The organism is Pseudomonas sp. WS 5059 (assembly GCF_012985525.1).
In the GTDB taxonomy this organism is placed as follows: Bacteria; Pseudomonadota; Gammaproteobacteria; order Pseudomonadales; family Pseudomonadaceae; genus Aquipseudomonas.
Genome location: NZ_JAAQWO010000017.1, coordinates 1 through 21,646 on the forward strand (window position 1 = coordinate 1; position 21,646 = coordinate 21,646).

Sequence of the window (21,646 nt, forward strand, 5' to 3'; positions counted from 1 at the left end):
TTCTTTTCGGTCACTTGTTTGACCGCCTGGATTTTGAATTCTTCGGGATATCGCTGGTTGCTCATGGCACCTCCTAATGGGCCTCATTTTAAGGCTTGGAGGTGTCTACGAAACTAGGGGCGATTCAAGCTCTACGCTTTGAGCAGAAGCGAATGGCACTTTTCTAGCGCGCCTTATGGAAGCCGTTTGCCTCCCTCCACTAGACCCGAAAGTATTCCGCAGTCCAGGCTTTGTCGTTCGTCATCGCAGCAGCTGCGTAACGTCACCAACTGGTTTTCCAGGGCTTGCAAGGATGCGATCTGGGCCCTGACCTGGGCGATATGGCTATCAAGCAGCGTATTGACCGCCGCGCACGGTTGCTGCGGCTGTGCTTGAACGCTCTGCAAAACACCAATTTCGTCCAACGACATGCCAAAGGACCGGCAACGGCGGATGAACAGCAGTTTCTCCACATGATCCGCTTCGTAGGCTCGGTAGCCATTTGCCTGGCGATTGGGCGATGCAAGCAGGCCCTGGCGCTCATAGAAACGAATGGTCTGAATGTCCGCTCCCGTCAGCTGTGCAAGTTGACCAATGCGCATAGGCTGCTCCTCGATAAACAGCCAGTATATCCAGGCTTGACCCTATACCTGCTATATGGTTTTCAATTGCCAGAATTGAACCTGATAGGAGAGGCGGATCATGAGCTCGTGTGAAAAATCCTGTGGCTGCGGTTCAGTGTCAGCGCCTGCTGAAGCAGCGAGCGCGCCCTCGACCGAAGGAGCCTGGGTCAGCCATTTTTCTGTACCCAAGATGGATTGCCCTTCGGAAGAGCGAATGATTCGGCTCGCGCTGAATAGCTTGCCTGAGCTTCGTTCGTTGTCCTTTGATCTGAGCAGCAGGCAGGTACTCGCTTTCCATGACGGGGCGGTTGACCCAATCACTACCAAGCTGGAGTCCCTGGGTCTAGGGGCAGCGCTACTGGGGACTCAACCAGCTAGTCAGGAAGCAGCCTCGACCAATCGCGCTGATGAGGAATTAGCGGCGTCGAAAGAGGCGAGCACCCTGAAAATTTTGCTCGGCATCAACGCTGCCATGTTTGTTATCGAGATGGGCGCAGGGTTGATCGCTCAGTCGACGGGCCTTATTGCCGACTCGCTGGACATGTTTGCGGATGCTGCCGTCTATGGCTTGGCTCTCTTTGCCGTCGGCCGCAGTGCACAGCTGCAAGTTCGCGCTGCGCACCTGGCGGGTTTCTTTCAGATCCTGTTGGCACTGGGCGTACTCGTGGAGGTGGCTAGACGCTTCCACTATGGCAGCGAACCTGAGTCGATGCTGATGATGGGGATTGGCTTAGTTGCACTCGTCGCAAACGCCAGCTGTCTCTTGATGATCTATGGCCATCGCGAAGGCGGTGCACACATGAAAGCGAGCTGGATTTTTTCGGCCAACGATGTGCTCGCGAACATTGGCGTTATCGTCGCCGGCGCGCTGGTTGCGTGGACGGGCTCTCCCTACCCAGACTTGGTGATTGGTACGGTCGTTGGCCTCATCGTATTGAACGGTGCGCGCCGAATCCTGGCATTGAAAGCCTGACCAACCGATCCTGTATTCCATCGCGATGGGCTCACTTTCTACAAGTGAACATCAATGGTACGGACAGTCCAATAAACCTTCGTTTGATAGACGCCTCTGGCGAGGTGTGCTGGGTGCACTCCTGGAAGGATTGAGCTACAATGTAGCTCATCAATCTGGAGGATCAAACCATGTCCGCAAATGCTGTAGTCCGTGCCCGTATCGACGAGCACATCAAGGAAGAGGCGACCGTCGTGCTGGCAGCGATGGGACTCACCGTGTCTGACGCCTTCCGCATCATGTTGACCCGAGTCGCCCGCGAGAAAGCCTTGCCGTTCGAGCCGCTGATTCCGAACGCCACCACCATCGAGGCGATGAAGGAAGCGCGCCGTGGCGGCTTGAAGTCGTTCGCTTCCGTCGAGGATCTGATGGCGGATCTGAATGCGGACGATTGAACAGACCAGCCGGTTCAAACGCGATTATAAACGCGAAGCCAAAGGCCCGCATCGTCAGACGCTGGCGAGCGATTTCATTGCCGTCGTCACAGCCCTGGCGAATAACCAGCCTCTGGCCGAGAAGCACCGTGACCACGCCCTCACCGGCGACTGGAAAGACCACCGGGACTGTCACATCAAGCCCGACCTGGTGTTGATTTACCGCAAGCCGGATGACGCCGTGCTGCAACTCGTGCGTCTCGGATCGCATAGCGAGCTTGGCCTGTAACGCCGGGGTCTGCCCAGGACAAGGAAAGAAGCTACATGACAATCAGCATCACCGACGACGATTGGAACGAACTGACTCCCGAGAGTTTCGATACCACCGCACTGCTGCGGGCAGTCGATGCCGTGGACGAGCTGCGCGGCGATTGAGTGACAACGCAGACGGCGGGCCTCCGCAACTGCGCACCGACCTGTTGAAGCTGCATCAACTGGCGATGAGGTGATCCAGGTGCGGATTCGAGAGCACGTCATCGCCACCAATGACATGCGTCTGTTCGGTCTGCACCTACTGGGGCAGGCGTCGCTGCGCATGGAGCAAGCGCTGTGGCCAGAAGAATATGAGCGGATGACCCGCGAGGTCGAAGAAGCTCTCCGTGAGGCCGACGACCCCAACGCCAAGTCGTACACCCACGAGAAGTCATGCAGGCGATGCAGGAACGAATCGACCAAGCACGAGACAAGCCATGTTGATCGGCCCTGCCCCAACTCCCTCGAACTCGGATGAGTCGGACCTAGCAACGTGGTGACACCGATCATCTAGGGCCGGAGCAGAGCCTGTGTCAGCCCGCGAGGCGGTGCGTCACTTCGCTGAGCTGGGCCGACAGCGTATGCAGGTTCTGGCTGGCTGCCTCGGTACGCTCGACATTGTCCTGGTTGGTGGTGGCGATGGCGGTAATTTCGGTCAGATTGCGCGAGATATCTTCCGCCACGGACGTCTGCTCTTCGGCAGCGGTAGCGATCTGACGGTTCATGTCGCGGATCGCTTCGACTTCTTGGGTGATGCGCTGAAGCATGCTGCCCGCTTCCGTAACCTGTTCGACACCTTCGTTGCTGCGGGTTTGTCCATTTTCAATCGCACGCACCGCATCCACCGCGCCGGTCTGCACCGTGTCGATAATCTGATGAATTTCAGCGGTGGAGTCGGCGGTGCGCCTGGCCAGCGTGCGCACCTCGTCGGCAACGACGGCAAACCCGCGTCCGGCATCGCCCGCGCGGGCGGCTTCGATGGCTGCGTTTAGCGCCAGCAGATTGGTCTGGTCGGCGATGCCGCGAATAACTTCCAGCACCTTGCCAATGCGACCGCTATCGGTCTCCAGACGGCGTATTACCTCGGCGGTGTTGCTGATCTCGCCGCGCATGTGGGTAATGGTCTGGATAGTCGAACGCATCATGGTCTCACCCTGCTGCGCCGAATGATCGGCCGCATCCGCTGCACGCGCGGCTTCGGCGGCGTGACGGGCGACTTCCTGCGCCGTAGCGGACATTTCATGCATGGCGGTAGCGACCTGATCGGTGCGCGAGAACTGCTCGCGAGTGCCTTGGCCCATCAGTGCGGCGATGGCGCTCAATTCACCACTGGCGCTGTCCAGGTCCGAGGTGTTGCGTTGCAGGAGGGTGAACGTATCGGCAAGGAAGTCACGCAGGATATTCGCGGCAACTGCCAGACGTCCCAATTCGTCAGCACGGGACGCATCGACGCGCTGTGCAAAGTCGCCCTGGCTGAGCTTGGCGATGTGGTCGATCAGGTGACGGATGGGGGCGATCAGATTGCGGTTTACCAACCATAGGCTGAGCAAGGCGATGAAAACGCCAGCGGCTAGCATTACCAACGAGCCGACGACTATTTTACGATCTGCGGCTTCGCTGATGGTTTCCGAACGATGCAGCGCCGAATCGCGCTGCTGGATGACCAAACCACTGAGCTGTTCGCTGGTGGCACGGTCGATGCCTTGAACCGCCTCGTCGCCGGCGAATGGATCGTTTCCGCCGGCGATGTAGGCCGCACGGCCCGCGCGGTAGGCGGCGCCGAGGCGCCGGTGCTCCTCGTGCAGGTCGCGGAGCTGCTTTGACAGGGCAGGGTTGTGCTCGCTTCGCTCAACGAGTCTGCCCAGGATGTCCTGGACCTTTCGTTCCTGGTTCTCGAAGCTTTGCCAGTACTTGCTCAAGGCTTCAGGTGATTTGCCACGCAGCAAGACGTTCTTCCACTCCTGCACCTGCACTTTGAATTCCACGTTGGCTTCGTCGATCAGGCGCGACGTTTCGATCGGACCCTTGAGTAGTTGTTGATACTTGGAAATGTCATCCGACAAGAAGGAAAAACTGGCGAAGGCGATCAGCAATATCACCAACAGGCTGCCGCCGATCAGTGTGAGCAGCTGAGCGCGCAGGGATTTTTTCAAGAGCATCTGGGCGGTCTCGTATCGAAAGGGGGGCGCTTGAGTCATACGCAAGATTGAGCGAGCGGTCAGCCAAATGACCGTTCGTTCGCCCCCTTATGTCGGCGTACCGCTGCGATACTTGAACGCTTTCAGACCAGACGCAGATGGTTGTCCCAGAGCCCTGCCGGCAATTGCAGCGCGGTGCTGACGAAGCCCCCGCTGGCGGGGTCGACCGTTAGGACAAGATGTCCGATCCGCGCTCATCGAAGCCTCCGCGCCTGGCCGGGGCACTTCTACCCGTGTGTTCGCGCAGTTGCGACAGCCAACCCGCAGGGAGTTTTTGCGGTTCATCCGCGTGGCTTGAGGAGACCAAGTTTCCGTCGCGGTCAAATAAGCTCATGCGCTTGAAAACCGGGTCCTCGGCGAGCATTCGCGCGGCTCGTCTCTGGTTTGGCCTTAAGCTACCGGCGCCCCTATCTGCCTGGTCTGCACTCTTTACTATACCGAACGACGAATGTCAGATCGAGCGCTCGGCGATCGGGAATATTTTTCGCCAAGCAAGGGCTACGCATGTCGCGAGATTCCAGCGCCTACGACTGGTGTTTAGAGTCGGCCAATACTCCTGTCCGGCCGGTCAGCCATGCGTCCTTGAGTCGTCGTGAATCCTGGCGGGATCGGACCTGGGCCCACAACCGTTCCCACCGAACATTTTCCCCGCCGGCGAGCGGCTTTCTCGCGCAACAAATTGTTCGGAGCTCAAGGTCCTTCTCTACGTTTCGGCTGCATTGGCAGTGCGTTCGGCCCTCACCCGCCGATCGGCTCACAACAAGGACGCGATGGGCGCGACCATGAATCCGAAAGGAGAACACCATGGCCATCATCGGCATCTTTACCACCTCTAAAGACGGGGCTAGTTGCAGTTAATGTGAGTAGGGAACGATGGAATGCAAGCCGGCGCGGCTGAATGCAAGCTCGCTCGCAAATAATCTGAGCCAGACGGCTCCGTCAGTCGCAGTTAATCTGAGCCGGAAATTGCGCTGATTGCGAGCACGGCCGTTTTCGATTGCAAGCCGGTACAGCTACCTGCTCACCCGGAGCGAAGGCACCATCGGCGAGCTTGCACATCTGCTGGTGGCGGCGGCCGTCGCCGCCGTGGAGAGTGGCGAGGAAGCGATCAACCACCGCACGCTCAGCATGGCCGACTACATCGGCCCCAGTGAGCGGCGGCGACAGTTCGAGCGGGAACTGATGTGAAGTCCGCGCCGCGCTGGCCGCTGCATCCGGCACCCAAGGAAGGCGAAGCCCTGTCCTCATGGCTCAACCGGGTCGCCGCCTGCTACCAGATGGACGTGCACGAGCTGCTGGCCCACGATCTTGGTCACAGCCAACTTGATGACCTGGATACCGCACCATCCTTGTCGTTGCTGACGGCGCTCTGCCAGCGCAGTGGCGTCGAGCTGGAGCGGTTGCGCAGCATGAGTCTTGCAGGCTGGGTGCCGTGGCTGCTCGACAGTCTCGACGATTCGGTACCAGCAGCCTTGGAAACCTATACATTCCAATGCGCGGTGCTCCTGCCCAAGCGCACCCGCAAGGTGCGGTCCATCACTCGCTGGCGTGCCTGGCTACCGAGCCAGACGATTCGCCGGGCGTGTCCGCAGTGTCTGAACGATCCAACGAATCAAGCTGTGCTACTCGTCTGGCAGCTCCCCTTGATGCTGAGCTGCCCGCAGCATGGCTGCTGGCTGGAGTCCTACTGGGGCATGCCCGGCCGGTATCTTCAGTGGGAAATCGCCGATGCTGCGCCGCGCCCTGCCGATGACGCAATCGCCTGCATGGACCGGCGCACCTGGCAGGCGCTGACGACGGGTTTTGTGGAGCTGCCGCGTCGGCGTGTCCACGCCGGCTTGTGGTTCCGGCTGCTGCGCACCCTGCTTGATGAGCTGAACACGCCGCTCTCGCACTGCGGCAGTTGCTCGGCGAGCATCCGCCATGTCTGGGAGCGCTGCGGCCATCCGCTGCGCGCCGGGCAGAGTCTGTGGCGTCCCTACGAGATTCTGGCCCCGGCGGTGCAGTGGCAGATGCTGGAGGCGGCGGCCACCGCCATCACGCTGATCGAGTCAAAGGCGCTGATCCCGCGCGGGGAACAGGCCGCGCTGTTTCAGACGGAGCCGCACACTGGTTTCACCAACGGCCTGCCGGCGAAGGTGCCGAAGCCGGAACCCATCAACCACTGGCAACGAGCAGCCCAGGCCATCGATGAGGCCATCATTGAAGCGCGACACAACCCGGAGACGGCCCGCTTGCTGTTCACACTGGCGTCCTACGGGCGACGCGACCCCGAATCCCTGGAACGTTTGCGCGCCACGTTCACCAAGGAGGGCATCCCGCCGGAGTTTTTGTCACATTACGAGCCTGAATGGCCGTTTGCAGGTCTTAGACTAAATGACGGGTTAAGTGACAGTTTTTGACGGCGAGAACTTTCTGGCTCACACTGTCACATAATCGAACGTATATGTGACAGGTACGACATGCTGATAGGCTACATGCGGGTATCGAAGGCGGACGGCTCCCAGGCTACCGATTTGCAGCGCGACGCGCTGATTGCCGCCGGGGTCGATCCAGTACATCTTTACGAGGACCAGGCATCCGGCATGCGCGAGGATCGGCCCGGCTTGACGAGCTGCCTGAAGGCGTTGCGAACTGGCGACACACTGGTCGTGTGGAAACTGGATCGGCTCGGACGCGACCTGCGACATCTCATCAACACCGTGCACGACCTGACTGGGCGCGGCATCGGCTTGAAGGTATTAACCGGGCACGGCGCGGCCATCGACACCACGACCGCCGCCGGCAAGCTGGTCTTTGGCATCTTCGCCGCCCTGGCCGAGTTCGAGCGCGAGTTGATCGCGGAGCGCACGATTGCCGGCCTAGCCTCGGCCCGCGCGCGCGGGCGGAAAGGCGGCCGGCCGTTCAAGATGACCGCCGCCAAGCTGCGGCTGGCGATGGCGGCAATGGGTCAGCCAGAGACCAAGGTCGGCGACCTGTGCCAGGAACTTGGCGTCACGCGGCAGACCCTGTATCGGCATGTTTCACCCAAGGGTGAGCTACGTCCAGATGGCGAGAAGCTACTCAGCCGAATTTGATGCCGGCATGAGGCAACGTAGCGACAGCGTGGTTTGTCTCAATGGGAAGCGCTCATGATCGATCTTTGAAGGCCCGCAGCAGTCGTGTCACAGACAGGACGAACAAACCGGTCAGCGTGAGGGCTGCGATACCCCAGTACTCTCCGATGAACGCGCCGGCCGTCGTGCCGGCCAGCACAATGGCGAGAATCGGCAAATGGCAGGGACAGGTGAGCACGGCCAGCGCGCCCCACAGGTAGCCGGTGATCGGTTTGTGCGTCTCGGACGGCAAGCGCTCGGGGCTGTTCATGGCAGACTCTCCGCGTGCTGTGCCGGCTCGGTCGGCATGGTGGCCAACTGCACCTCCAGATCGGCCAACGCTTCGCGCCGACGCTCGACGAACTGGCGCAGAACGGCAAGCTGCGCGGCCGCTTCATCGCCGTCCGCAGCATCCAGCGCCCGGCACAGCCGCGCCAGCGCGTCCAGGCCGATGCCCGCCTCGAAGGCCGCCCGCACGAAGCACAGCCGTTGCAAGGCGGCATCATCGAACAGGCCATAGCCGCCCGGGGTGCACGCCACCGGACGCAGCAATCCGCGCAGCAGGTAGTCGCGCACGATATGCACGCTCACCCCGGCATCAAGGGCCAGCCGGGACACGGTGTAGGCGCTCATTGAAAACCTCCTTTTTTTATCCAGCGCAGCAGGAAAGCTGCTTCACGTCCTTGTTGAAGGTCTGCGCCGCAAGCTTCAACCCCTCGACCATTGTCAGGTAGGGGAACAACTGGTCGGCCAGTTCCTGCACCGTCATGCGGTTGCGGATGGCGAGCACCGCCGTCTGGATCAGTTCGCCCGCTTCCGGGGCCACCGCCTGCACGCCGATGAGCCGTCCGCTACCTTCCTCGATGACCAGCTTGATGAAGCCGCGTGTGTCGAAGTTGGCAAGCGCTCGCGGAACGTTGTCGAGTGTCAGCGTGCGACTGTCGGTCTCGATGCCATCGTGGTGCGCTTCCGCCTCGCTGTAGCCCACGGTGGCGACTTGCGGGTCGGTGAACACCACTGCCGGCATCGCGGTCAGATTGAGGGCTGCGTCGCCGCCGGTCATGTTGATCGCGGCACGGGTGCCGGCGGCCGCTGCCACGTAGACGAACTGCGGCTGGTCGGTGCAGTCGCCGGCCGCGTAGATGTTCGGGTTGCTCGTGCGCATGCCTTGGTCGATAACGATGGCCCCTTGCGCATTGACAGTGACCCCCGCCGCGTCCAGCGCGAGGCTGCGCGTATTCGGTGCCCGACCGGTGGCAACCAGCAACTTGTCAGCGCGCAATTCACCGTGTCCGGTGGTCAGCACGAATTCGCCGTTCACATGGGCGACCTGGCTGGCTTGCGTGTGCTCCAGCACCTCGATGCCCTCGGCGCGGAAAGCGGCTGTCACGGCCTCGCCGATGGCCGGGTCTTCCCGGAAGAACAAGGTGCTGCGTGCCAGGATCGTGACCTGGCTGCCGAGCCGGGCAAAGGCTTGCGCCAGTTCCAACGCCACCACCGACGAACCGATCACGGCCAGGCGTGCGGGAATGGTGTCGCTGACAAGCGCTTCGGTGGAAGTCCAGTAGGGTGACTCTTTCAGGCCCGGAATCGGCGGCACGACCGGACTGGCACCGGTGGCGACCAGGCAGCGGTCGAACGTTACCTCGCGCTCGCCACCCTCGTTCAAACGGACGACCAGGCTCTGGTCGTCCTTGAAACGCGCTTCACCGTGCAAAACGGTGATGGCTGGATTGCCGTCCAGGATGCCTTCGTATTTGGCGTGCCGCAGTTCATCGACACGGGCCTGCTGCTGGGCCAGCAGTTTGCTGCGGTCAATCGCAGGCACAGTTGCCGCAATACCGCCGTCGAACGGACTTTCCCGGCGCAGATGGGCAATATGGGCAGCGCGGATCATGATCTTGGACGGCACACAGCCGATATTGACGCAGGTGCCGCCGATGGTGCCGCGTTCGATCAGCGTGACCGTCGCGCCTTGCTCGACGGCCTTCAGCGCCGCCGCCATCGCGGCCCCGCCGCTGCCAATGATGGCGATATGCAAACCGGCGCCCTCAAGTGCATCACGGATTTTTGGTTCATCTTTGAAATCACCAACCCGGATCGAGCCTTGATAACCCAATGCGGCGATGGCGGCCAGCAGTTGGTTGTGGCTCACGGCGGTGTCTGCCATGACTTGCGCGCGGCTTTCTGGATAGGACACCACAGCGGCATTCACGCCGGGAATCTTTTCCAAAGCATCTTTGACATGGGTGGCGCAGGATGTGCAGGTCATGCCATTCACGGTGATTTCGGTCATTTTTTTACTCCATTGAATTTCGGGGTGCAGCAGGCATCGGCTTGGCGTTTTCGTTGGATGGCGTAGATGGTCAAGCCGATGAAAATCGCCAGCGCAGGCAGCAGCACATAGTCCAGATAGCCGGTCAGCGCGGACAAGCCGACCACACCGAGCAAAATGACCAGAACAGGGGTGAAGCAACACAGCGCCACGAGGGTTGTGCCAATGATGCTGACCCGCAGCAGTGTCTTCGGGTCTTTCATGATCAGTTCTTGACTGATGATGGGTAGCCCGCATCCTCGGTAGCCTTGGTCAGTTTCTGCACGCTGGTCTTGGCATCATCGAAGGTGACCACCGCTTCGCGCGTCTCGAAGGTCACGTCAACTTTACTGACGCCATCGACCTTGGAAATCGCCTTCTTGACAGTGATCGGACAGGCCGAGCAGGTCATGCCCGGTACGGACAGCGTAACGGTCTGGGTGGCGGCCCACACGGGGGCAACAACGGCAGCGAGGGCAAGGGCGGAAAGCAGCTTTTTCATGGTGAACTCCTGTGATCAATAGAAAAATGGCACGACGTAGGGAAATCCGAGCGCGACCAAAACCAGCACGGCCACGCCCCAGAAAATGAGCTTGTAAGTAGCTCGCACTTGGGGAATCGCGCAAACCTCACCCGGTTTGCAGGCGGCTGACGGCCGGTAGATGCGCCGCCAGGCGAAGAACAACGCCACCAGCGCCACGCCGATAAAGATGGGGCGATAGGGTTCCAACACCGTCAAGTTGCCGATCCAAGCGCCGCTGAACCCCAAGGCGATCAGAACCAGCGGCCCGAGGCAGCAAGCCGAGGCGAGGATGGCGGCCAGCCCGCCAGTGAAGAGCGCGCCGCGCCCGTTTTGAGGTTCAGACATACGTTTGTCCTTTCGAATCTGAATTGGATAGCTTAAGCTTACTTCCGTAGTTATGTACGGAGTCAAGCGATATGGAAAACAATTTGGAGAACCTGACCATTGGCGTTTTCGCCAGGACGGCCGGGGTCAATGTGGAGACCATCCGGTTCTATCAGCGCAAGGGCTTGCTCCCGGAACCGGACAAGCCTTACGGCAGCATTCGCCGCTATGGCGAGACGGATGTAACGCGGGTGCGCTTCGTGAAATCAGCCCAGCGGTTGGGCTTCAGCCTGGATGAGATCGCCGAGCTGCTGCGGCTGGAGGATGGCACCCATTGCGAGGAAGCCAGCAGCCTGGCCGAGCACAAGCTCAAGGACGTGCGCGAGAGGATGGCTGACCTGGCGCGCATGGAGGCCGTGCTGTCTGATTTGGTGTGCGCCTGCCATGCGCGGAAGGGGAACGTTTCCTGCCCGCTGATTGCGTCACTGCAAGGGAAGAAAGAACCGCGCAGTGCGGACGCGGTGTAGCCCGAGGGAACTACGCCTTAGCGTGCTTTATTTTCCGTTTTCTGAGGCGACTCCAACGTCAGAAAAGACCGTGCGGTCGACTTTTGATATTTCGTGCTGTCGCCTTCTGAAAGTGACAGCAATTCCCACGCAAACCCGCATCGTTGGCATCCAACTACAGTCTCCATCTTTCAGTATCCGACTACACTGAACTATCGCTGAATAGTTGGACAACGCCATGTTGATTGGATATGCCCGCGTCTCGACCGACGACCAACTCCTCGATCTGCAACGCGATGCTCTGGCGAAGATCGGCTGCGAGCGGGTGTTCGAGGATACCGCCAGCGGTGCCAAGGCTGAGCGGGTTGGCTTGACCGCTTTGCTGGCCACGCTACGCCGTGACGACACCGTGGTGATTTGGCGCCTGGATCGCCTCGGCCGCTCGCTGAAGGATCTGATCCGGCTGGTTGAGCAATTGGACGCCGCCGGCGTCGGCTTGCGCAGCTTGCAGGAAAACATCGACACCGCCTCGATTGGTGGCCGCCTGGTGTTTCACCTGTTCGGTGCCTTGGCCGAGTTCGAACGCAACCTAATCCGCGAGCGCACCCAAGCCGGCTTATCCGCTGCACGGGCGCGAGGCCGCAAGGGCGGACGCAAGAAACGGCTCGACCCGGCCAAGCAGGAGCTTGCCCTGCGCCTCTACCATGAGCGGAAACATACCGTGGCGGAAATCTGTCGGATGATGGGCATCGGCCGCTCGACGCTCTACAACTATCTCACCGAGGCCGAGCGTGATGCCCAGCGGGCGGCGTAAAGCCATCCCGACCGATTCGCTGATGCAGTTGCGGCAGCGGCTCGACCGTCTGCCCAAGAAAAGCCCGGAACGGATTACTCAGGTGGCCGCGATAGCCGAGTTGTACGGCGTGTCCCCAAGCACCGTATACCGGGCGCTGAACCTCATCCATAAACCCCACGCGGCTCACCGCGCCGACCATGGTAAGCCGCGGGTATTGCAGCAGGCCGAGCTGGAGCGCTACTGCGAGCTAATTGCCGCGCTGAAACTGCGCACCACCAACAAACAAGGGCGGCACCTATCTACCCGCCGTGCCATCGAGCTGCTGGAGGGCTATGGGGTGGAAACCGAGCAAGGCTTGGTCAAGGCGCCCAAAGGGGTTCTGACCCGCAGCACGGTGAACGAGTACCTAAGCCGCTGGCACCTGGACCAGTCGCGGCTGTTGCGGCAACCACCGGCCACCCGCTTTCAGGCTGCGCACAGCAATGACTGCTGGCAGTTCGACCTGTCGCCCTCCGACCTCAAGCACATCGATAAGCCGGACTGGATCGATCCGGCTAGGGGCATGCCGACGCTGATGCTGTTCAGCGTGGTGGATGACCGCAGCGGAGTGGCCTATCAGGAGTACCACTGTGTATATGGCGAGGACGCGGAGTCAGCGCTGCGCTTCCTGTTCAACGCCATGACGCTGAAGGCGGACCCGACTTTTCCCTTCCAAGGCCGCCCGAAGATGATCTACCTGGACAACGGCCCGGTGGCCAAACGCCGAGTATTCCAGAACGTCATGCAGGCGCTGGACATCGAATGGCAGACACACATCCCGGCCGGCAAGGATGGCACCCGCACCACGGCTCGCTCGAAAGGCAAAGTGGAGCGCCCCTTCCGCACGGTGAAGGAAGCCCACGAGACGCTGTATCACTTCCACAAACCGGAAACCGAAGCGCAGGCCAATGAGTGGCTGCTGCGTTATCTGGTGCGCACCTACAACGTGCAGGATCATCGCTCCGAACCGCATTCGCGGATTGAGGACTGGCTGGCCAACCTGCCCGTCGAGGGCCTGCGCGAAATGTGCACCTGGGAACAGTTTTGCCGCTTTGCCCGCGAGCCGGAACGACGCAAGGTCGGCGTCGATGCCCGCGTCACCATCGACGGCACGGCCTACGAGGTGGAGCCCGACATGGCGGGCGAAACCGTGGTGTTGCTCTGGGGCTTGTTCGATGACGAACTCTATGCCGAGTTCGAGGGGGAGCGCTTCGGACCTTACTACCCCGTCTCCGGGCCAATTCCCCTACATCGTTACCGCGCCTTCAAACGCGGCAAGGCGGATGAGCGCTCTGATCGCATCCGCTTGCTAGCCGGCCAGCTTGGCCTGCCTATCGCCGCATTGGCTGGCGACGATGTGCGACTCACACCCTCTATTATTCCGACGGCACTGCCACGCCAACCCTTCGATGCCGAGGCGCACGAATACCGGTTTCCCAATGCCATCGCCGCCAAGCTCGCCATTGCCGATGACCTAGCGCAGCCGTTGGCTAAGCTCTCTCCCGACGATCAAGCCTTCATCCATCAGGTGCTGAGCGAAACCCTGACACGCCGCATTGTCTTGGAGCGCGTGCGGGGCTACTTCCGCCATAAGAAAACAGGAGAAGAACATGCGGGCTGAAGTAATGCAGCACTACGGACTGGCGTTGCCACTGAACCAGGCCGGCTATTTTGAAACCGCCCACCATCAGCAGTTGATCAAGGACATCAAGGGGGCGATCTTCGAAGGACGGCTGATTGCACTGTGCGGCGTCATCGGCAGCGGCAAGACCGTAATGCTGCGCCGGCTTCAACAAGCGATGGAAGAGGAAAAGAAGATCACGGTCTCCAAGTCTCTCGCCATTGAAAAGCACAGCATCAAGCTGGCCACTTTCATCGCAGCGCTCTTCTATGACCTCTCCACCGAGAAGCAGGTACGCATCCCCACCCAGGGCGAAAAGCGTGAGCGTGACCTACGCGAGTTGGTGAGGAAGAACAAGCGCCCGGTCGCCCTGTTCGTCGATGAGGCCCATGACCTCAACGGCCATACCCTGACCGGTCTTAAGCGTCTGATGGAGCTGGTGGAGGACGGTGACGGGCGGCTGTCGATCGTGTTGGCCGGGCATCCCAAGCTGCGTAACGACCTGCGCCGACCGACGATGGAGGAAATCGGCTACCGCACCGACATCTTCTCGCTCGATGGCATTGCTGGCAGTCAGCGGGAATACATTCAGTGGCTGCTGGAAACCTGCACTGCGGGGAAGGTCGAACCCGAGTCGATTCTGACCGAAGACGCGATCGACCTACTCGCCACTAAACTGCGCACGCCACTGCAAATCCAACTGCACCTCAGCCTGGCACTGGAAGCCGGCTACCTGACCGGCGAGAAACCCGTTTCGGCGGAACTCGTGCAATCGGTGCTGTCGCGCCAACTGGATGATCTGGAGCCAACCCTCACTCGTCACGGCTACCGCATCAAGGATCTAGTGGAGCAATTCGATGCCAAACCCACCGAAATCAAGGCTCTGTTCAGTAATGCGCTAGACCCGGCGCGGGCGGTTGAGTTACGTGACAAGATGCTGGCAGCGGGCTTGCCTATCTGAGTCCTGTCATTTGCAAATAATGCAGGCTGGCGACGATGGAATGCAGGTCGGCGCGGATCAATGCAGGCTCATTCGCAGTTAATGCTGGTTTGCCGGGCCGGTCAGTCGCAGTTAATTCCGGTCGAAAATCGTATTGATTGCAGGTCGGGACGTTTTTAAATGCAGGCCGCTACAGCTAAGGTTTTCCGGGCAATCGTAGCGGCCTGAACTTCCCGATCTCCAGCCTGCGGCTCTGCCGCCAGACGTAATCGCCAGTCAGGTTGATGTGCTCCCAGCCCAGCGGCAATAGGTATTGCAGCAGCTCGCCGCCCACCGACTTGCCAGCCTCGACCAGCCCCAAGTGATGCACTCCAGATACATCGTGTTCCATAGCACGATGGCCGTCACCAAGTTTGGGCTTCTGGCTCTGTAGCGCTGCGGCTCGAAGTTCCGATCCTGATTTTGCCTAAAACTGGACACTAGCTATTGTCTTTGAACAACGTCGATACGGTACGGGCAACATGGTCTGCACCGTCACTGATTTCACGCATAATAGTTGTTACAGTTGCGATCTGATCGTTGTTTTCTTCGGCGCTTCTAGCGATGCTGTTCATATCTATATTCAGTTGCTGAGTAAGCTTTCCGTTAGCAGTTACCACATTCTGGATTTCCACGGTGGCACTGCTAGTTCGAGCTGCCAACTGACGAACCTCGTCGGCTACTACAGCAAAGCCTCGGCCCATTTCACCCGCTCGGGCAGCTTCAATTGCGGCGTTAAGTGCTAGTAAGTTAGTTTGTTCTGCCACGCCTTGGATGATGGTAACAATTTTCTCGATATCTTTAGCCTGAGCATTTAGCTGTGTAATCGAAATAACCGCACCGTTTATTAAATTAAATGTACCCTGAGATAGTTCAATTGAACTAGCAAGGGACTCCATGCCCCGCACGGAAATTTGAGATGTCTCCTCGGCGGTGGTGAAGGAAAGCTCTGCGGCCTGACGGATTTCATCAGCCTTATGCTTCTGCGAGCTGACGTCGGTGGCAAATTTTAACACTTTCACAACCTGGCCGGCTTCATCAATGACGGGGTTGTAGGTGGCCTCAAGATAGATGGTCTCTCCCGATGCGGTCTTGCGCTCAAATTGCCCGCTTAAAAAAGTTCCTCCCTTTAAACTCTGCCAAAAATTTGGATTTTCTTGATAAAAATTATCGAAACAGAACATTCGGTGGTGTCGACCCTTGATATCGCTGAGGCGATAACCCATAGCACGGAGGAAATTCTCATTTGCATGCAGGATGTCACCGTTAGGTGTGAACTCGATCTCCGCCATCGAGCGGGAGATGGCTGCATGGACGGCTCTTAGTGAGAGTAACTCGTTTTCTCTCTGAGTGACATCTGAGCCAATCTTAATGATTTCAATAACTTTTCCATCTTGATTTTGAACTGGAATATAAGTAGCCTCAATCAATACTAAGTTACCGTCTTTGCGCAGCCGCCTAAATAAACCTGATTGAAGATGGCCGTCAGCCAATTTCTGCCAGAAGCGCGAATAATCAGCTGTGTTAGCATAATTCTTTTCGCAGAAAATTCTGTGGTGCTGCCCTGCTATTTCTTCGAGTTTGTAACCAAGCATCTCTAGAAAGATATTGCTCGCATAGATTACGCTCCCGTCTGGCCTGAATCTGATTTCCGCGACATTTCGACTTATTGAATCAAGCTGCCGCTGTAGTTCTGAGAGCTTATTTTCTGTGTCCAGCAGTTGTTTGTTTTTATTGAAAAACATAATCATTACCTTTGTGCAAATAAAATAATACTTGGGGCCCAATTTATACTGTATCGGTTAGCGCAACCGCTTCTTGAGAGCATAGCTCTTTATAGTTGGAAAATTAGCGATTTGCAGCCATGTGTCATATTGAGCTATACCCTAACTGGATGTCAGGAATGGCCACGCTGCGCCGTCAGAATAGAGTCTGCTTTCACATTCTTTGACACATGCTTGCCAAGGTCATAGATTCCAACCTGACAAATTCAAGGCTTAGGGCGCAATGGAACCAAAAACCAACGTAAGCCCTACCGCCCATCCAGCCTATGGAGGCATCTTGCAGGGACAACGCATCGGTTACGTTCGGGTCAGCAGTTACGACCAGAACCCGGAACGCCAACTTGAGCAGGTCGAGATCGGCAAGCTGTTCACCGACAAGGCCTCGGGCAAGGACACCCAGCGCCCGCAGCTGGAAGCCATGCTCGGATTCGTCCGCGAAGGCGATACCGTGGTGGTGCACAGCATGGATCGCCTGGCGCGCAACCTCGACGATCTGCGCCGTCTGGTGCAAAGGCTGACCAAGCGCGGCGTGCGCATCGAGTTCTTGAAGGAGGGGTTGGTGTTCACCGGCGAGGACTCGCCCATGGCCAACCTCATGTTGTCGGTCATGGGGGCCTTTGCCGAGTTCGAGCGCGCCCTGATCCGCGAGCGGCAGCGCGAGGGCATCGCCCTGGCCAAGCAGCGCGGTGCTTACCGGGGCCGCAAGAAAGCTCTCTCCGACGATCAAGCCATCACGTTGCGGCAGCGGGCCGCTGCCGGCGAGCCGAAGGCTCAGCTCGCACGCGAGTTCGGCATCAGCCGTGAAACCCTCTACCAGTACCTTCGCACGGACGACTGAACCATGCCGCGTCGCTCGATTCTCTCGGCTACGGAGCGCGACACCCTGCTTGCGCTGCCAGAAAGCCAGGATGACCTGATCCGCTACTACACCTTCAACGACTCCGACCTGTCCCTGATCCGTCAACGGCGGGGCGATGGCAACCGCCTCGGCTTCGCCGTGCAGCTCTGCCTGCTGCGCTACCCTGGTTATGCGCTGGGCAACGACACGGCGCTACCCGAGCCCGTGATCCAGTGGGTGGCCAAGCAAGTCCAAGCCGACCCCGCGAGTTGGGCGAAGTACGGTGAGCGCGACGTGACCCGCCGCGAGCACGCTCTGGAACTGCGCACCTACCTGCAACTGGCCCCGTTCGGTCTGTCGGACTTCCGCGCCCTGGTGCGCGAGTTGACCGAGCTGGCCCAGCAGACCGACAAGGGCTTGCTGCTGGCCGGGCAGGCGCTGGAGAGCTTGCGGCAGAAGCGGCGCATCCTGCCGACGCTGAGCGTTATTGACCGGGCGTGTTCGGAGGCCATTGCACGCGCCAATCGGCGGGTCTATCGCGCCCTGGTCGAGCCGTTGAACCCATCGCATCACGCCAAGCTCGACGAACTGCTCACCATTAAGGCCGGCAGCAACAGCACTTGGTTGACCTGGTTGCGGCAATCACCGCTGAAGCCGAACTCGCGGCACATGATCGAGCACATCGAGCGGCTGAAGATTTTCCAACTGGTGGGCCTTCCCGACAGCCTCGGCCGGCACATCCACCAGAACCGATTGCTGAAGCTCGCCCGCGAGGGCGGGCAGATGACGCCACAAGACCTCGGCAAGTTCGAACCGGAGAGGCGCTATGCCACGCTGGTCGCCGTGGTACTGGAAAGCACCGCGACCGTGATCGATGAACTGGTTGATCTGCACGACCGCATCCTGGTCAAGCTGTTCAGTGGCGCGAAACACAAGCATCAGCAGCAGTTCCAGAAGCAGGGCAAAGCGATCAATGACAAGGTGCGCCTGTACTCGAAGATCGGCCAGGCCCTGCTGGACGCTAAAGAGTCCGGTGACGATCCGTTCGCCGCCATCGAGGCGGTCATTCCCTGGGACGAGTTCACCCAGAGTGTCACTGAGGCCGAGCTGCTGGCCCGGCCGGAAGCCTTCGACCACCTGCACCTGGTCAGCGAGAACTTCGCTACGCTACGCCGCTACACCCCAGCCTTTCTGGAGGTGCTTCAGCTCCGAGCCGCGACGGCAGCGCAAGCCGTGCTGGATGCCGTTCAGACCCTACGCGAGATGAATGCCGATAATCTGCGCAAGGTGCCCTCCGACGCACCGACCGCCTTCATCAAGCCGCGCTGGAAACCGCTGGTGATCACCCCGGAAGGCATCGACCGGCGCTTCTACGAAATCTGCGCCTTGTCCGAGTTGAAGAACGCGCTGCGCTCCGGCGACATCTGGGTCAAAGGCTCGCGGCAGTTCCGCGACTTCGATGACTACCTACTGCCTCCCGAGAAATTCGCCGCACTCAAGCGGGAACAGGCGCTGCCACTCGCGATCAACCCGAACAGCGACCAGTACCTGGAAGAGCGTTTGCAGCTGCTGGACGAGCAGCTGGCCACTGTCACCCGACTGGCAAAGGACAACGAACTACCCGATGCCATCCTCACCGAGTCCGGGCTAAAAATCACCCCGCTGGATTCCGCGGTGCCCAACACCGCGCAGGCGCTGATCGACCAGACCAGCCAGCTACTGCCGCGCATCAAGATCACCGAGCTGCTGATGGATGTGGATGAATGGACGGGCTTCACCCGCCACTTCACGCACCTGAAGGATGGCGCACAGGCGAAAGACCGGACGCTACTGCTAACGGCGATCCTGGGCGATGCCATCAACCTCGGCCTGACCAAAATGGCCGAGTCGAGTCCGGGCATGACCTACGCCAAGCTGTCCTGGTTGCAAGCCTGGCACATCCGTGACGAAACCTACTCGACGGCCCTGGCCGAGCTGGTCAACAGCCAGTTCCGGCATGCCTTCGCCGCCAACTGGGGTGACGGCACCACCTCATCCTCCGATGGCCAGCGTTTCCGTGCCGGCGGTAAAGGCGAGAGCACCGGCCACGTCAACCCGAAGTACGGTAGCGAGCCAGGACGGCTGTTCTACACCCACATCTCTGACCAGTACGCGCCGTTCAGCACCCGCGTGGTGAATGTAGGCGTGCGTGATTCCACCTACGTGCTCGACGGTCTGCTGTACCACGAGTCCGATCTGCGGATCGAGGAGCACTACACCGACACGGCTGGCTTCACCGATCACGTCTTCGCCCTGATGCACCTGCTGGGCTTCCGCTTCGCGCCGCGCATCCGCGACCTCGGTGAAACCAAGTTGTATGTGCCCAATAGCGTCCAAGACTACCCGACGCTGCGTCCAATGCTCGGCGGAACCCTGAACATCAAGCACGTCTGCGCTCACTGGGACGAGATTCTGCGGCTGGCCGCGTCGATCAAGCAGGGCACCGTCACCGCATCGCTGATGCTGCGCAAGCTTGGCAGCTACCCGCGCCAGAACGGCCTGGCCGTGGCTCTGCGCGAGCTGGGTCGGATCGAGCGCACGCTGTTCATCCTCGATTGGCTGCAAAGCGTGGAACTGCGTCGCCGCGTGCATGCCGGATTGAACAAGGGCGAGGCGCGTAACTCCCTGGCCAGGGCGGTGTTCTTCAACCGCCTCGGCGAGATCAGGGATCGGAGTTTCGAGCAGCAGCGCTACCGGGCCAGCGGCCTCAACCTGGTGACGGCCGCCATCGTGTTGTGGAACACCGTGTACTTGGAGCGCGCGACCCAGGCCCGAGAAGAGGCAGGCAAGCCAGTTAATCCTGAGTTACTGCAATACCTTTCGCCATTGGGCTGGGAGCACATCAACCTGACCGGCGATTACGTTTGGCGGCAAAGCCGCAAGCTGGAAGACGGGAAATTCAGGCCGCTGCGGCAGCTCGGAAAACCTTAGCGTACGATTTTTTCCGAGTTCTGCGGGCTCCCCAAGAACAGCTACGCGATCTACCTTAAGACAAAAAATGCCACTCGGGCGCATCCCGCCCCTACTTCAGGGACTTTCACTTGCTTCTCGCTCTGTCACTCACAGCATCGGCACGCCCATGACGCATGGTATCCAGGCCTCATAATTTTCCCATATAACCTTCTTGTCTTTTGCGCACCCAGAAAGACTCGAGGCTTTAACTGGACAGATGAGCCCTCGAGGGTAGTGTTCACCTGATTGGCTTTCTCATATCTGATGTTGATTCGCACAGTGTGCCAACCAGGTGATAGTTTCAAAAAACCTGCGCTTCAGAGCGAATTAGACGATCTTCGATAAGAGCGATCCGCCTCAAAATCCAAAACATCTAACATTGTCCTAGAGCCATATTTGTACCTAGTACTATGGCGCTCCCATTAACACATTTGATGATGCACAGAAAACTTAGCTCATGATAGCTTTCAGCTAACAGCTATTCGGAAGCCCGAAAGGATTCAACCGTTTAAGCGTGAACCGTCGATTATAAATACTTTCGTAAGTTAGCTTTAAAGGACGCTTTTAGTCCTTGTAAATACGCATTACGACTCCACAGCTACCAAATCCATACGGCGCCAGCAACCATTAAAACACCCGACACTACTAAAACAATAGTAGAGGCGCGATTGCTGCCTTTCAAAGTATGACCAACACCCACATCCATAACTAGGTGTCGAATTCCGGCTACGAGATGATAAATAAATGAAGAGTATACCAACCAGAAACTAACTTTGCCGAAAGGTGAAGAAAAAATCTCCTTGACTTCATTAAAACCCTTTTCTGACTCCAACGATTTGCTCAGCATATACAGTATCAGTCCCAGAAAAATAAAGAGCATAATTCCTGAAATCCGGTGCAGAATCGATGTAAGCGCCGTGAGAGGAAGCTGAATGGTTCGAATATCAAGATTAACCGGCCGCTTTTTATTCATTTTGACTCCAGTCAACAATTCTAGTGGGGGATTTCAGTTTTCGATCTCATTCATCATAGCAGCTGTAACTAAGGCTGGCGGCGACAATAATGGAGATATTCGGGGCTTACGTTGCATTTTGAGGTCGCAAGTGCATGTGCGTAAATTGAAGCAAATTGCAAGGTTATGCCCAATAGGTAGCTAGCTTATTAATTTAACAAAAGTGACGTGTGTCGTTCTGCAGGGCATGCTGTTCCCCCAATGTCATCAACCTAAGCTGCAGCCCTGCCCAAGGCAAGCCCCCCGAAGCAGCCAGCCGCCATGGCCGTCGGGCGATGACCAGGCCTCTGCCGCTCAATCAGGCGGTCTAGCTGGGCTGGCGGTGA

At 59.0% G+C, this 21,646-nt stretch carries 23 protein-coding genes and 3 pseudogenes; 13 read left to right on the forward strand and 13 right to left on the reverse strand.

The window, feature by feature from the left end:
• Positions 1-173: 173 nt before the first annotated feature.
• Positions 174-581 carry a Cd(II)/Pb(II)-responsive transcriptional regulator gene (gene cadR, locus HBO12_RS28030; protein ID WP_024015046.1) on the reverse strand — a complete coding sequence of 136 codons (408 nt, stop codon included), beginning with the start codon at positions 579-581 and terminating at the stop codon, positions 174-176.
• A gap of 100 nt (positions 582-681) precedes the next feature.
• On the opposite strand from cadR, the gene HBO12_RS28035 reads away from it, so the two are divergent.
• The 4 genes from HBO12_RS28035 (at position 682) to HBO12_RS28055 (ending at position 2,778) form a co-directional block, all read left to right on the forward strand.
• Positions 682-1,575 (forward strand): cation efflux transmembrane domain-containing protein, encoded by an 894-nt coding sequence (locus HBO12_RS28035; RefSeq protein ID WP_033902376.1) that lies wholly within the window; start codon positions 682-684, stop codon positions 1,573-1,575.
• A gap of 170 nt (positions 1,576-1,745) precedes the next feature.
• Complete coding sequence (locus HBO12_RS28040; protein WP_020303033.1) at positions 1,746-2,009, forward strand: type II toxin-antitoxin system RelB/DinJ family antitoxin; 264 nt, start codon at positions 1,746-1,748, stop codon at positions 2,007-2,009.
• Positions 1,996-2,277: a type II toxin-antitoxin system YafQ family toxin gene (locus tag HBO12_RS28045; protein ID WP_011282522.1), complete on the forward strand. Its 282-nt coding sequence runs from the start codon at positions 1,996-1,998 to the stop codon at positions 2,275-2,277. Before HBO12_RS28040 ends, HBO12_RS28045 begins: the two co-directional genes overlap by 14 nt.
• A gap of 216 nt (positions 2,278-2,493) precedes the next feature.
• Positions 2,494-2,778 carry a hypothetical protein gene (locus tag HBO12_RS28055; RefSeq protein ID WP_425311902.1) on the forward strand — a complete coding sequence of 95 codons (285 nt, stop codon included), beginning with the start codon at positions 2,494-2,496 and terminating at the stop codon, positions 2,776-2,778.
• Positions 2,779-2,833: 55 nt separating this feature from the next.
• On the opposite strand, the gene HBO12_RS28845 is transcribed toward HBO12_RS28055, so the two are convergent.
• Positions 2,834-3,601: a methyl-accepting chemotaxis protein gene (locus HBO12_RS28845; RefSeq protein ID WP_370588396.1), complete on the reverse strand. Its 768-nt coding sequence runs from the start codon at positions 3,599-3,601 to the stop codon at positions 2,834-2,836.
• A 165-nt stretch (positions 3,602-3,766) separates the two neighbouring features.
• A pseudogene (locus tag HBO12_RS28850) lies at positions 3,767-4,498 on the reverse strand (methyl-accepting chemotaxis protein); the annotation flags it as partial.
• 975 nt (positions 4,499-5,473) lie between these two features.
• On the opposite strand from HBO12_RS28850, the gene HBO12_RS28065 reads away from it, so the two are divergent.
• From HBO12_RS28065 to HBO12_RS28075, 3 genes are read left to right on the forward strand one after another with little or no spacing between them, the layout of a single operon-like run.
• Positions 5,474-5,686 (forward strand): NTP-binding protein, encoded by a 213-nt coding sequence (locus tag HBO12_RS28065; RefSeq protein WP_024015044.1) that lies wholly within the window; start codon positions 5,474-5,476, stop codon positions 5,684-5,686.
• Positions 5,683-6,900, forward strand: coding sequence for a TniQ family protein (locus tag HBO12_RS28070; protein ID WP_003465063.1), 1,218 nt, complete (start codon positions 5,683-5,685; stop codon positions 6,898-6,900). Before HBO12_RS28065 ends, HBO12_RS28070 begins: the two co-directional genes overlap by 4 nt.
• A gap of 60 nt (positions 6,901-6,960) precedes the next feature.
• Positions 6,961-7,575, forward strand: coding sequence for a recombinase family protein (locus HBO12_RS28075; RefSeq protein WP_000904941.1), 615 nt, complete (start codon positions 6,961-6,963; stop codon positions 7,573-7,575).
• A gap of 52 nt (positions 7,576-7,627) precedes the next feature.
• Here the strand turns inward: HBO12_RS28075 and merE are convergent, their stop codons facing one another.
• The 6 genes from merE to merT are packed head-to-tail and all read right to left on the reverse strand — an operon-like array spanning position 7,628 to position 10,775.
• Positions 7,628-7,864: a broad-spectrum mercury transporter MerE gene (gene merE / locus HBO12_RS28080; RefSeq protein ID WP_001087809.1), complete on the reverse strand. Its 237-nt coding sequence runs from the start codon at positions 7,862-7,864 to the stop codon at positions 7,628-7,630.
• Positions 7,861-8,226, reverse strand: a complete 366-nt coding sequence (gene merD / locus HBO12_RS28085; RefSeq protein ID WP_003465059.1) for a mercury resistance co-regulator MerD — start codon at positions 8,224-8,226, stop codon at positions 7,861-7,863. Before merD ends, merE begins: the two co-directional genes overlap by 4 nt.
• A gap of 16 nt (positions 8,227-8,242) precedes the next feature.
• Positions 8,243-9,889 carry a mercury(II) reductase gene (merA, locus tag HBO12_RS28090; RefSeq protein WP_032488713.1) on the reverse strand — a complete coding sequence of 549 codons (1,647 nt, stop codon included), beginning with the start codon at positions 9,887-9,889 and terminating at the stop codon, positions 8,243-8,245.
• Complete coding sequence (merF, locus tag HBO12_RS28095; RefSeq protein ID WP_000654684.1) at positions 9,886-10,131, reverse strand: mercury resistance system transport protein MerF; 246 nt, start codon at positions 10,129-10,131, stop codon at positions 9,886-9,888. Before merF ends, merA begins: the two co-directional genes overlap by 4 nt.
• A 2-nt stretch (positions 10,132-10,133) precedes the next feature.
• Complete coding sequence (gene merP / locus HBO12_RS28100) at positions 10,134-10,409, reverse strand: mercury resistance system periplasmic binding protein MerP (protein ID WP_000735441.1); 276 nt, start codon at positions 10,407-10,409, stop codon at positions 10,134-10,136.
• Between the two features lie 15 nt (positions 10,410-10,424).
• A complete protein-coding gene (merT, locus tag HBO12_RS28105) occupies positions 10,425-10,775 on the reverse strand; it encodes a mercuric ion transporter MerT (protein ID WP_001294667.1) in 351 nt (116 codons plus the stop codon).
• 71 nt (positions 10,776-10,846) lie between these two features.
• Here merT and merR point away from each other — a divergent pair, with 71 nt between their 5' ends.
• The 4 genes from merR (at position 10,847) to HBO12_RS28125 (ending at position 14,677) form a co-directional block, all read left to right on the forward strand.
• The gene (gene merR / locus HBO12_RS28110) at positions 10,847-11,281 is read left to right on the forward strand and encodes an Hg(II)-responsive transcriptional regulator (protein ID WP_000429838.1); all 435 of its coding nucleotides are present in this window, start codon (positions 10,847-10,849) and stop codon (positions 11,279-11,281) included.
• 217 nt (positions 11,282-11,498) lie between these two features.
• Positions 11,499-12,074, forward strand: a complete 576-nt coding sequence (locus HBO12_RS28115; protein WP_033902375.1) for a recombinase family protein — start codon at positions 11,499-11,501, stop codon at positions 12,072-12,074.
• 4 nt (positions 12,075-12,078) lie between these two features.
• On the forward strand, positions 12,079-13,716 hold the full coding sequence (locus tag HBO12_RS28120) for a DDE-type integrase/transposase/recombinase (RefSeq protein WP_200876640.1): 1,638 nt from the start codon (positions 12,079-12,081) through the stop codon (positions 13,714-13,716).
• Positions 13,706-14,677, forward strand: coding sequence for an ExeA family protein (locus HBO12_RS28125; RefSeq protein ID WP_024015038.1), 972 nt, complete (start codon positions 13,706-13,708; stop codon positions 14,675-14,677). Before HBO12_RS28120 ends, HBO12_RS28125 begins: the two co-directional genes overlap by 11 nt.
• A 175-nt stretch (positions 14,678-14,852) precedes the next feature.
• Here the strand turns inward: HBO12_RS28125 and HBO12_RS28130 are convergent.
• The 3 genes and pseudogenes from HBO12_RS28130 to HBO12_RS28860 form a co-directional block, all read right to left on the reverse strand.
• Positions 14,853-15,115 (reverse strand): annotated as a pseudogene (locus HBO12_RS28130) (Tn3 family transposase); the annotation flags it as partial.
• Between the two features lie 20 nt (positions 15,116-15,135).
• Positions 15,136-15,594 (reverse strand): methyl-accepting chemotaxis protein, encoded by a 459-nt coding sequence (locus HBO12_RS28855; RefSeq protein WP_275941885.1) that lies wholly within the window; start codon positions 15,592-15,594, stop codon positions 15,136-15,138.
• An 87-nt stretch (positions 15,595-15,681) separates the two neighbouring features.
• Positions 15,682-16,446, reverse strand: a pseudogene (locus HBO12_RS28860) (PAS domain-containing protein); the annotation flags it as partial.
• Between the two features lie 310 nt (positions 16,447-16,756).
• On the opposite strand from HBO12_RS28860, the gene HBO12_RS28140 reads away from it, so the two are divergent.
• Positions 16,757-17,317 carry a recombinase family protein gene (locus HBO12_RS28140; RefSeq protein WP_003117272.1) on the forward strand — a complete coding sequence of 187 codons (561 nt, stop codon included), beginning with the start codon at positions 16,757-16,759 and terminating at the stop codon, positions 17,315-17,317.
• 3 nt (positions 17,318-17,320) lie between these two features.
• Positions 17,321-20,287, forward strand: a complete 2,967-nt coding sequence (locus tag HBO12_RS28145; RefSeq protein ID WP_016486919.1) for a Tn3-like element ISPa40 family transposase — start codon at positions 17,321-17,323, stop codon at positions 20,285-20,287.
• 619 nt (positions 20,288-20,906) lie between these two features.
• On the opposite strand, the gene sdhC is transcribed toward HBO12_RS28145, so the two are convergent.
• The gene (gene sdhC, locus HBO12_RS28150) at positions 20,907-21,281 is read right to left on the reverse strand and encodes a succinate dehydrogenase, cytochrome b556 subunit (protein ID WP_005005993.1); all 375 of its coding nucleotides are present in this window, start codon (positions 21,279-21,281) and stop codon (positions 20,907-20,909) included.
• Between the last annotated feature and the right edge of the window lie 365 nt (positions 21,282-21,646).

Bases quoted from the DNA above. Each gene is read 5' to 3' on its own strand.
- cadR (WP_024015046.1), bottom strand. From the start codon at position 581: ATGCGCATTGGTCAACTTGCACAGCTGACGGGAGCGGACATTCAGACC.
- HBO12_RS28035 (WP_033902376.1), top strand. From the start codon at position 682: ATGAGCTCGTGTGAAAAATCCTGTGGCTGCGGTTCAGTGTCAGCGCCT.
- HBO12_RS28040 (WP_020303033.1), top strand. From the start codon at position 1,746: ATGTCCGCAAATGCTGTAGTCCGTGCCCGTATCGACGAGCACATCAAG.
- HBO12_RS28045 (WP_011282522.1), top strand. From the start codon at position 1,996: ATGCGGACGATTGAACAGACCAGCCGGTTCAAACGCGATTATAAACGC.
- HBO12_RS28845 (WP_370588396.1), bottom strand. From the start codon at position 3,601: ATGGGCCAAGGCACTCGCGAGCAGTTCTCGCGCACCGATCAGGTCGCT.
- HBO12_RS28075 (WP_000904941.1), top strand. From the start codon at position 6,961: ATGCTGATAGGCTACATGCGGGTATCGAAGGCGGACGGCTCCCAGGCT.
- merE (WP_001087809.1), bottom strand. From the start codon at position 7,864: ATGAACAGCCCCGAGCGCTTGCCGTCCGAGACGCACAAACCGATCACC.
- merD (WP_003465059.1), bottom strand. From the start codon at position 8,226: ATGAGCGCCTACACCGTGTCCCGGCTGGCCCTTGATGCCGGGGTGAGC.
- merA (WP_032488713.1), bottom strand. From the start codon at position 9,889: ATGACCGAAATCACCGTGAATGGCATGACCTGCACATCCTGCGCCACC.
- merF (WP_000654684.1), bottom strand. From the start codon at position 10,131: ATGAAAGACCCGAAGACACTGCTGCGGGTCAGCATCATTGGCACAACC.
- merP (WP_000735441.1), bottom strand. From the start codon at position 10,409: ATGAAAAAGCTGCTTTCCGCCCTTGCCCTCGCTGCCGTTGTTGCCCCC.
- merT (WP_001294667.1), bottom strand. From the start codon at position 10,775: ATGTCTGAACCTCAAAACGGGCGCGGCGCGCTCTTCACTGGCGGGCTG.
- merR (WP_000429838.1), top strand. From the start codon at position 10,847: ATGGAAAACAATTTGGAGAACCTGACCATTGGCGTTTTCGCCAGGACG.
- HBO12_RS28115 (WP_033902375.1), top strand. From the start codon at position 11,499: ATGTTGATTGGATATGCCCGCGTCTCGACCGACGACCAACTCCTCGAT.
- HBO12_RS28125 (WP_024015038.1), top strand. From the start codon at position 13,706: ATGCGGGCTGAAGTAATGCAGCACTACGGACTGGCGTTGCCACTGAAC.
- HBO12_RS28855 (WP_275941885.1), bottom strand. From the start codon at position 15,594: ATGGAGTCCCTTGCTAGTTCAATTGAACTATCTCAGGGTACATTTAAT.
- HBO12_RS28145 (WP_016486919.1), top strand. From the start codon at position 17,321: ATGCCGCGTCGCTCGATTCTCTCGGCTACGGAGCGCGACACCCTGCTT.
- sdhC (WP_005005993.1), bottom strand. From the start codon at position 21,281: ATGAATAAAAAGCGGCCGGTTAATCTTGATATTCGAACCATTCAGCTT.